General features: G+C 41.8%; 8 protein-coding genes. 4 read left to right on the top strand and 4 right to left on the bottom strand.

Going from position 1 to position 7,806, the window contains the following annotated elements; all coding sequences use genetic code 11:
• Window positions 1-103: 103 nt before the first annotated feature.
• From ACTJJD_RS09360 to ACTJJD_RS09350, 3 genes are all read right to left on the bottom strand, one after another.
• Window positions 104-517: a disulfide oxidoreductase gene (locus ACTJJD_RS09360; RefSeq protein WP_007500241.1), complete on the bottom strand. Its 414-nt coding sequence runs from the start codon at window positions 515-517 to the stop codon at window positions 104-106.
• Complete coding sequence (locus ACTJJD_RS09355) at window positions 514-1,230, bottom strand: DsbA family protein (protein ID WP_008347618.1); 717 nt, start codon at window positions 1,228-1,230, stop codon at window positions 514-516. Before ACTJJD_RS09355 ends, ACTJJD_RS09360 begins: the two co-directional genes overlap by 4 nt.
• Window positions 1,231-1,346: 116 nt before the next feature.
• A complete protein-coding gene (locus ACTJJD_RS09350; RefSeq protein WP_440608331.1) occupies window positions 1,347-3,446 on the bottom strand; it encodes a heavy metal translocating P-type ATPase in 2,100 nt (699 codons plus the stop codon).
• A 422-nt stretch (window positions 3,447-3,868) separates the two neighbouring features.
• Between ACTJJD_RS09350 and ACTJJD_RS09345 the strand changes: the two genes are divergently transcribed.
• From ACTJJD_RS09345 to ACTJJD_RS09335, 3 genes are read left to right on the top strand one after another with little or no spacing between them, the layout of a single operon-like run.
• The gene (locus ACTJJD_RS09345; RefSeq protein WP_024719815.1) at window positions 3,869-4,612 is read left to right on the top strand and encodes a metal ABC transporter ATP-binding protein; all 744 of its coding nucleotides are present in this window, start codon (window positions 3,869-3,871) and stop codon (window positions 4,610-4,612) included.
• Window positions 4,612-5,484, top strand: a complete 873-nt coding sequence (locus ACTJJD_RS09340) for a metal ABC transporter permease (RefSeq protein ID WP_007500236.1) — start codon at window positions 4,612-4,614, stop codon at window positions 5,482-5,484. Before ACTJJD_RS09345 ends, ACTJJD_RS09340 begins: the two co-directional genes overlap by 1 nt.
• A gap of 13 nt (window positions 5,485-5,497) precedes the next feature.
• Window positions 5,498-6,436, top strand: coding sequence for a metal ABC transporter solute-binding protein, Zn/Mn family (locus tag ACTJJD_RS09335; RefSeq protein ID WP_440608330.1), 939 nt, complete (start codon window positions 5,498-5,500; stop codon window positions 6,434-6,436).
• 37 nt (window positions 6,437-6,473) lie between these two features.
• Here ACTJJD_RS09335 and ACTJJD_RS09330 read toward each other — a convergent pair whose 3' ends face one another.
• Window positions 6,474-7,022 carry a hypothetical protein gene (locus tag ACTJJD_RS09330; RefSeq protein ID WP_017368056.1) on the bottom strand — a complete coding sequence of 183 codons (549 nt, stop codon included), beginning with the start codon at window positions 7,020-7,022 and terminating at the stop codon, window positions 6,474-6,476.
• 88 nt (window positions 7,023-7,110) lie between these two features.
• Here ACTJJD_RS09330 and ACTJJD_RS09325 point away from each other — a divergent pair, with 88 nt between their 5' ends.
• A complete protein-coding gene (locus ACTJJD_RS09325) occupies window positions 7,111-7,719 on the top strand; it encodes a TetR/AcrR family transcriptional regulator (protein ID WP_048001828.1) in 609 nt (202 codons plus the stop codon).
• Window positions 7,720-7,806: the final 87 nt, after the last annotated feature.

Here is a 7,806-nt window from a genome sequence, read left to right as displayed (position 1 = left end):
CGCGGAGCGAATTTGACATTCGTGAGCACCAGCACGCAGGACTGACAAAGAATGCGAGGGTTTGTCTACACGCTGATAGCCTGCTTAAAAGCAGGCTATCTCCTCAATCTTCTTTTGCATTTAAAAGCAGCATACTAATGATGATCAGAATAAATGCAATGAGAGCTAAGAGTGGAATGGTGATAAAACCAAACCAGTTCAGATAATCAACGGAACAAGGAATACCGCTTAGACAAGGACGAATCGATGCAAAGCCTGGAATCTTTTGTTCCATATAATGATAGATGGAAAAGCAAGCACCAATCCCGGCCAAAGGGAGAACGTAGTACTTCACTTTGACATCACCACGGAATGTAGCAATTCCAAGTAAAAGCACAAGCGGATACATGAAAATGCGCTGAAACCAGCACATATCACATGGAATAAACTTCTTTACTTCGCTTAAATACAGGCTGCTCATCGTCGCCACAATCGAGACGATCCAAGCGCTGTATAAGTAAATCAGTTTATTCTTCATGATTTTTTCCCTTTCAGCTCTTGATCAATTAATTCTTTGATTTCATCATAGTCATAAAAGTTTTGGACTTGTTTATTGTTAATGAAAATAGTTGGTGTTGCATTTACTTTGTATTGATTCACCAGCTGATCATCTGTGTTCAACTGTGGCTGATATGTTTTCTTTGATAGGTTATCTTTCAGCTTGTCCGTATCAATTTTCGTTGTCTTCTTCGCCAATTCGGTGAGCTTTGCTGGCGTTACCCATTCTGCTTCACTATCTGGTTGTGCGTTGTAGACCGCTTCATGAAATGCCCAGAAGTTTTTCGGATCTTCTTTCCACACTTCTTCAGAAGCCAGTGCTGCTAATACCGCACCGTCCCCATGAACAGGCAGTGGTAAGTTAATAAATGAGAAGGATACATCGCCATTATCTATGTAGTCTGCTTTCAATTTTGGGAAAATGTCAGTCTCAAATGATTTACATGATGGACATTTGTAATCCCCAAACTCGACAACTTGCACTTTTGCCTTTTGATCTCCCATGACAGGCTGTCCTTTAATAGACGGCTTACTGTCGACTGTTTGTGCTTCTTGGCTGTTGTTGTTACCGATCACAACGAAAATACCTATGAGAAGAGCTGCAATGATGGTTAATATAACTGCAAACTTGATGGATGAAGATTGATTATTTTTTTTACTCACAAAAGCACCTACCTTATCTTTTTCATTCATTCCTTTACAAAGAAAAAGGATAACAGCTCAGGAAAATGCCATTATCCAACTTCTTCTATTTTAACAAGAGGGGGTCTATTATGAAAGACGCTATTCATGAATTTTTCCTTACAATTTTATTTCATGACCCTCATCGCATTTAAAACAGCCAGAACAGTAACACCAACATCCGAGAAGACGGCTTCCCACATCGTTGCAATACCGAATGCACCAAGTATGAGGAAGACGGCCTTCACCCCAAGAGCAAACGCAATATTCTGCCATACGATGGCTCTCGTTCTTTTAGCGACAGCAATAGCTTCCGCTACCTTCGATGGCTGATCTGTCATAATCACAATATCAGCCGCTTCAACTGCTGCATCTGAACCAAGTCCACCCATGGCAATACCTATATCCGCTCTTGCCAAAACCGGCGTATCGTTTATGCCGTCACCAACAAACAATAATTTGTCTTGAGATGCTTTTTTCTCATACATGTCTTCGATTTTGGCGACTTTATCCTGTGGCAATAATTCAGTGTGAACTTCGTCAATGCCGATCTGTTGTGCGACTGCATTTCCTACTTGCGCAGCATCCCCTGTAAGCATCACGGTTTGAATGCCCGCAGCTTTTAGAGAAGATATCGCTTCAACTGCATCGTCTTTTACTTCATCTGCAATCAAGATAGATCCCGCAAACTCACCGTCTATTGCTAAATACACAACCGTTCCGCTTCGTTTTTCTTTTTCAAAAGCAATGCCCTCTCGTTCCATCAGGCGATGGTTACCTGCCAATACATGAGCTCCGCGAATTGTCGCTTTGATCCCATGACCCGCAATATCCTCGTAAGATTCGATCTGGCTCTCATCAAGAGACGCTCCGTAAGCCGCCTTAATCGATTCTGCAATCGGATGCGAAGAATGCGCTTCTGCCAGCGCTGCAAAAGAAAGCAATTCCTCTTCTGACCATTTCTCATTCACTGCTTCGATATGAGTGACTGTAAAGTTCCCTTTTGTCAAAGTACCTGTTTTATCAAACACCGCATAGCGAACAGAGTTCAAGGCTTCTAAGTAATTACTGCCTTTCACTAAAATGCCTCGTTTTGATGCGGCACCAATTCCGCCAAAGAAACCTAATGGAATGGATACAACGAGAGCACATGGACACGAAATGACAAGAAAGACAAGTGCCCGGTACACCCAATCAGACAATTGAGCTGATGGGATGAGAAGCGGTGGTACAAAGGCAAGCAATAAAGCTAGCACGACCACAGCAGGTGTATAATATTTAGCGAACTTTGTGATAAAGTTTTCTGTCTGCGCTTTACGGCTGCTTGCATTTTCGACTAAATCCAAAATCTTCGTAACCGCTGACTCACTGAGCTCTTTTTGCACTTCAATTTCAAGAATACCGTTTTGGTTCACAAATCCAGCAAGCACTTCTTTTCCTGCTTCCACATCTCTTGGAACAGACTCCCCAGTTAGTGCAGAGGTATCCACAAGAGAATAACCGTCTATCACACGTCCATCCAAAGGAATTTTTTCACCTGGTTTAACGACAATACGGTCACCAGCTTTGACTTCTTCCGGCTTTACCTTTTTTGTTTCTTGCCCCACTTTGAGGTTTGCGTATTCTGGACGGATATTCATTAATTCGCTAATTGATTTTCTAGAGCGATTCACAGCTGCCCCTTGGAACAGTTCTCCAATTTGGTAAAACAGCATGACTGCCAGTGCCTCAGGATACTGCTGAATCACAAAAGCACCAACTGTAGCTATGGTCATTAAGAAGTTCTCATCAAATACTTGACCGCGCACAATATTTTTCAGTGCTTTCAAGACAACATCTCCGCCAACTAGTAAATATGCGGCGAAAAACATGATGAACTTCAGTAAGCCATTGTCAGGTATAAAATAAGCCGCCGTTCCAATGACTGCACCACCAATTAATTTCAGTACAATCATTTTTAAATTTTTTGTTCCATGATCGTGATCGTGGTGATGTCCTTCTTCTTTTGGTGATACACTCACATGAGGTTCAATGGACTGAACGGTTTTTTCAATACGCTTTGACATCGTTTCTTGTGCATCAGCATGTGTCACAGTTAATGTACCCGTCGCAAAATTAATTGAGCAGGCTTCAACCCCTTCGAGTTTGCTGACACCTGTTTCAATTTTACGTGCACAGTTTCCACAATCGAGACCGCTTAATACGTATTCATCCTTCATCTTTTTCATGTTCTCACCTTTTTCTATATAAGTAGCCTTCCCTGATTCAATCAAACCTATCAGCTGCTGTAGATATTATATATGAGCACATATTCATATATTGAATTACCCTTATTATATGAGGAGTTCTTACAAACTGTCAATCATTTATAAGCAAATGTTTGAGATTTTTCGTATTCAAGGATGTCACGTGAATTTTCAATAATCCATGCTCATGTCCCCTCTTCGTTGCATAACATAAAAACGATCGCTTGATGGGAATATTCAGCATTTCTCTTTACAAAAGAAGGACATACGATTAGAATAAGATAAAAGTTTCCTTAAGGAAACAAATTAGCGTCAGAGAATCATTTCATCCTTTAGTCAAAATTATTAAATGTATGCATATATTTTTAGGAAACGCAATTGATGATCGAAAGGGGCCTTAAGAGATGTCATATGCTTTAACAATCGACCGCCTGTATGTCTCATACCACGGACAGGATGCACTAGAAAACGTCTCTCTTTCCATACAGGAAGGAACGATGACTGGAATCATTGGTCCAAATGGTGCTGGTAAATCGACTTTATTGAAAGCATGTTTGGATTTAATTGAAAAGGATCAAGGCGACATTCGTTTTTTTGAACAACCCTTTAAACAAGTGAGAAAACAGATCGCCTATGTACCGCAAAGAAATGATCTAGACTGGACGTTTCCTATCCATGTACTGGATACCGTACTGCTTGGCACATACCCAAAGCTCGGACTAATCAAACGACCGAAAAAAGAAGACCGTGCCTATGCGTACCATTGCTTAGAAAAAGTCGGAATGCAGGACTTTGCCAAAAGACAGATTGGGGAATTATCTGGCGGTCAGCAGCAGCGTGTCTTCCTTGCGCGAGCACTTGCTCAAAACGCACAGCTCTTTTGTTTAGATGAACCGTTTGTCGGAATTGATATGGCAAGTGAAGAAACGATGATCGGCATTTTGAAGGAATTACGAGATGAAGGAAAAACCATTCTGGTCGTCCACCATGATTTAAGTAAAGCCGATGATTACTTCAGCCATCTCGTTCTTCTAAATAAGAAGCTGGTCAAAGCAGGCCCTGTCCATGATATTCTTCGTCCTGAGGTCATGCTCCAAGCATACGAAACACAGCTGCCATTTTTAAAATCAGCAGGAGGAGACGCGTAATGGAATTCTTAACCGGACTTTTTGAATATGCGTTTTTACAAAAAGCGTTATTTACATCCGTTATGGTAGGGATCATCTGCGGCGTCATTGGCTGCTTTATCATATTACGGGGAATGGCTTTGATGGGAGATGCGATTTCACACGCTGTACTTCCAGGTGTTGCCATCTCTTATATGCTCGGCATTAACTTTTTCTTTGGTGCGGTTCTAACTGGTGTACTGACAGCCATCGGCATCGGATATGTCAGTCAAAACAGCCGCATTAAAAATGATTCTGCCATCGGGATCGTATTCACTGCTTTTTTTTCCATTGGGATCATTTTGATTACATTTTTGAAAAGTTCCAGCGATTTATATCATATCTTGTTTGGAAACGTACTAGCCGTTCGTTCATCTGATATGTGGATCACGCTTGGCATCGGCATTTTCATTTTGCTGGCTGTCATCGTTTTCTACAAAGAACTGCTCATTAGTTCATTTGATCCAGTGATTTCTTCGGTTTACGGTTTACCGAATCGCATGATCCATTATTTCCTCATGACCTTATTGACCTTAGTGACCGTGGCATCCCTGCAAACTGTAGGTATTATTCTTGTTGTTGCAATGCTTATTACACCAGCTGCCACCGCTTATTTACTGACAGACCGGCTATGGATCATGATTTATTTATCTGCTTTTTTTGGAGCAGTTTCAGCCGTCGTAGGACTTGGGCTCAGCTTTACGTATAACTTGTCGTCTGGTGCTTCCATTGTGCTGGTCGCGACCATATTATTCGGCAGTGCCTTTATCTTTTCACCGAAACAAGGGATATTGTGGAGATCCTTAAAATCGAAGCGAAAACGAACACAGTTAAAAAAGGAAGCGTCTATGTAAAAGGAGGACATATATGAAGAAGGTATTAGCAATCCGTTTGGCCGCAGTATGTATTGCCCTTTTGGTCATCGCAGGCTGTTCTACTCAGCAAAAAAGTTCCGGAAAAGATGACGGTACATTAAAAGTTGTCACGACCTACTCCATTCTTTATGACATTGTGAAGGAAGTAGGCGGACAGCATGTCTCTATTCACAGCATTGTTCCCATTGGTACAGACCCACATGAATTTGACCCACTGCCAAAGGATGTTCAGTATACGACGGATGCAGACCTTGTTCTATCTAATGGCTTGAACCTTGAAACAGGGAATGGCTGGTTTCAAAAACTGCTTGAATCGAGCGGCAAGGACGGAGCTGATGCACCTGTAGCCGAGCTGAGTAAAGGCGTCAAAGTGAAGCATTTGTCTTCAAAAGGGCTTGAAAGCCAGCAGGACCCACACGCATGGCTGAATGTCGAGAATGGGATTCTTTATGCGCAAAATGCCAGAGATGCACTCATTCAAGCAGATCCTGAGCATAAAGAGGATTACGAGAAAAATGCTGAAACCTATATCAAAAAGCTTCAAACGCTTCACGATGAAGCAACAGACAAGTTTGATCAACTCCCAAAAGACAAAAAACTCCTTGTCACAAGCGAAGGGGCATTCAAATATTTTGCGGATGCGTATGGACTGAAAGCTGGCTACATTTGGGAGATCAACACAGAAAGTGAAGGAACACCTGGACAAATGAAGCGCATCATTCATTTTGTTAAAGACCATCAAGTTCCTGCCCTTTTTCTTGAAACAAGTGTAGATAAGCGCAGCCTTGAAAGCCTATCTGAGGAAACCGGAGTTCCGATTAAGGGGAAAGTATTTACGGATTCTATTGGCAAAGAAGGTGAAGATGGGGACAGCTACTATAAGATGATGAAATGGAATATTGACACCATTTATAAAGGACTGTCATCATAAGAAAAGACAGGTGGAGTAAATCCGCCTGTCTTTTTTGTCAACCTGCTATATTTTCTGGGTGTTTTTTCGGCCAAATGACGTAGCTGATGCTAATGATGAAATCAATGGTTAAGACCATCCCCCACACACTGACAAGCTGCATCAGAGATTCCGTTCGTTCTGGTGCTTGGATGAGATAGGTCAATCCATATAATAGCCCCGCTCCGATGACATAAGAGATGAAATGACGCGTCCAGCCCACCATTTCATACAAAGACCGCTCCTTCCCGTACTTTGGTTTCCCCTTTGGCTTAGGACCACCTGCAAAACGATAAGCAAACCGGGCATCCGCCCATTTCACCATTTGATGTCCAAAGGCCAGACTCACACCAATATAGACAGCCGCAAGCCCGTGAATGACGCTCGCCACAGCCCCTTGCTTTAAATCTATATAAGTAGCCGCAAGAAGGATGAGATCTAAAACCGGCGTACAGACAAGAAAGAAAGCACCCCATTTTTTCTGTTTAAACACATAACGCAGTGTTAAGCCCATAAGAATAAACAACCAAAAACCAATTTCACAGGCCACAATCAATAAACCGACCAATTTCCCCACATCCTTTTTAACACGATTGTATTAAATAAAAAATAACACAACTGTGTTAAAAAAACAATAGCTGTGCTAAAATCAAGGTATGCCAAAAATCGTCGATCACCATAAACAAAAACAAAAGGTCGCTCAAGCTGCTATGAGAGTGATTAAACAAGAGGGATTGGAAAACGCTTCTGTACGAAAAATAGCCGTTGAAGCTGGCATTTCAGCCGGCTCTATGCGTCATTATTTTTCCACACAGCAAGAATTATTTCTATTCTCCATGAACTTAATTCAGGAAAGAGTGAAGGAGCGAATTGCTAAGCTTCCATTAAACGGTTCAACAGAGGAAAATGTATTCACATTATTGGAGCAGGTTCTTCCACTAGACGAAGAACGAATATTTGAAATGGAGGTGTGGCAGGCTTTTACAGTCAAGGCACTGACTGAACCAGATTTACAGCCGCTCAATGCAAAGATGTATGACGAGCTTTTTCAAACCGTTCAATTTTGCTTAATGAAATTGAAAGAGGATGAGCTACTGCTAGATCATGTCGATCTTTTATTAGAAACTGAGCGGCTTTATGCGGTCATCAATGGGCTTGCGTTGAATGGAATCGTACAGCCCCATCGTTTACCGCCTCAGCTCATGCGCTCCGTGCTACAGATGCATCTTCAATCCATCACAAAAAAAGACATGCCCTCCTTATAGAGAGCATGTCTTCAGATTGTTGACAAAGGGCTAAAATGAACTTTATTTTGGCTCTTTGTCTTCTTTTCAGCGTGATAGAAAACCTTT

It is taken from the genome of Bacillus sp. 22446 (assembly GCF_052044955.1).
In the GTDB taxonomy this organism is placed as follows: domain Bacteria; phylum Bacillota; class Bacilli; order Bacillales; family Bacillaceae; genus Bacillus; species Bacillus altitudinis.
This window is presented reverse-complemented; position numbering and strand designations above follow the sequence as displayed.

Bases quoted from the DNA above. Each gene is read 5' to 3' on its own strand.
- ACTJJD_RS09360 (WP_007500241.1), bottom strand. From the start codon at position 517: ATGAAGAATAAACTGATTTACTTATACAGCGCTTGGATCGTCTCGATT.
- ACTJJD_RS09355 (WP_008347618.1), bottom strand. From the start codon at position 1,230: ATGAATGAAAAAGATAAGGTAGGTGCTTTTGTGAGTAAAAAAAATAAT.
- ACTJJD_RS09350 (WP_440608331.1), bottom strand. From the start codon at position 3,446: ATGAAAAAGATGAAGGATGAATACGTATTAAGCGGTCTCGATTGTGGA.
- ACTJJD_RS09345 (WP_024719815.1), top strand. From the start codon at position 3,869: ATGTCATATGCTTTAACAATCGACCGCCTGTATGTCTCATACCACGGA.
- ACTJJD_RS09340 (WP_007500236.1), top strand. From the start codon at position 4,612: ATGGAATTCTTAACCGGACTTTTTGAATATGCGTTTTTACAAAAAGCG.
- ACTJJD_RS09335 (WP_440608330.1), top strand. From the start codon at position 5,498: ATGAAGAAGGTATTAGCAATCCGTTTGGCCGCAGTATGTATTGCCCTT.
- ACTJJD_RS09325 (WP_048001828.1), top strand. From the start codon at position 7,111: ATGCCAAAAATCGTCGATCACCATAAACAAAAACAAAAGGTCGCTCAA.